The organism is Novosphingobium sp. KN65.2 (assembly GCF_001368935.1).
GTDB classification, from domain to species: domain Bacteria; phylum Pseudomonadota; class Alphaproteobacteria; order Sphingomonadales; family Sphingomonadaceae; genus Novosphingobium; species Novosphingobium mathurense.
The window spans coordinates 1-1,126 of the sequence record NZ_CCBH010000185.1 but is presented as its reverse complement, the minus strand read 5'-3'; the positions used below and the strand labels follow the sequence as shown (position 1 = coordinate 1,126).

Here is a 1,126-nt window from a genome sequence, read left to right as displayed (position 1 = left end):
GGGGCCCGGGCGCGGGCGGGGAGGGGCGAGCCAGTGGCTCGCCCAGGGCGCGGTCATTCGTCGTTGCCTGCCTTTGACGCGAGGATGCCAAATTCATCGACAACCCGGTCAGTTGCATAGATCGTCTGCCCGTCCTTCTCATAGGACGTGTCGCGCATTCTGCCTGCTGCGCGGACAAGATCGCCGACATTGAGCTTGTCGGAGATATACTTGCGCGTGCCTTCGCCAAAGACAGTGACACGATTCCAATAAGTATCGTCGGTCCAGTTATCACCTTCCTTGCGGCGATAGTTGGCGGCAAGTTTTAGGTGCGTCACATTGCCATTCGCCTGAATGGAACCAACGCGACCGATAATCTCGAACTTTGCCAAATTACGCATGGAACTTCCTTTCATTCACCCGTTGCTAACGGTTAGTTCGGAAGCGGAGATTGAGGCGGGGACAAGTAAAAAAACGGAGGGTCCGCCGAAGGTGGAAACCGCCGCAATGTCCCACATTGCATTTTTTTACTTTTCCCATCTAGCCGTATCGAAGCAACTCTAAACCGATAGCATCGGGCAATGATAAGTCACCATAAAAATGGCAATTTCGATAAAATTATCCAATAGGTTACTTCTAGATAGCAATAGATCAACTATCAACACCGCCGCATATTATCATGGAAGCGTTTAAACGACTTCACATTCATTTCCAGAACTGGCTTTCAGCCGGTCACGCTCCATTCGACGATAGATCGCTTGTCGGCTCACTCCCAGCAGAGTTGCAATGTCGCTCACATTGCGGGGAGGATCGGCAGTCAGCAGCTCGCGGGCGAGATTCCATTGTTCATCGCTAAGGGAAGGGGGGCGACCAAACTTCTTTCCCCGCGCCTTGGCGGCGGCGATCCCAGCCATGGTTCGCTCAAGCATGGCATCGCGCTCGAACTGCGCGAAAGCGCCGAGCATGTGATAAAACAGCCGCCCCGATGCGGAGGTTGTATCAATCATGCTCTCTTTGATGGATCGGAAGCCGAGGCCCTGTGCCTCGAACCGCTTGCCGATCTCGATAAGGTCATGGACCGATCGCCCCAAGCGATCGAGCCGCCAAACGACAATCACGTCTTCGCCAGGGCTCTGTTGCAAAGATT

Annotated in this window: 2 protein-coding genes; both read right to left on the bottom strand. The window is 54.0% G+C overall.

The window, feature by feature from the left end:
• Positions 1–53: 53 nt before the first annotated feature.
• Complete coding sequence (locus tag SPHV1_RS18910) at positions 54–380, bottom strand: single-stranded DNA-binding protein (protein ID WP_048575085.1); 327 nt, start codon at positions 378–380, stop codon at positions 54–56.
• A gap of 288 nt (positions 381–668) precedes the next feature.
• A partial coding sequence (locus tag SPHV1_RS18905; RefSeq protein ID WP_054947562.1) for a recombinase family protein occupies positions 669–1,126 on the bottom strand: 458 nt, incomplete at its 5' end.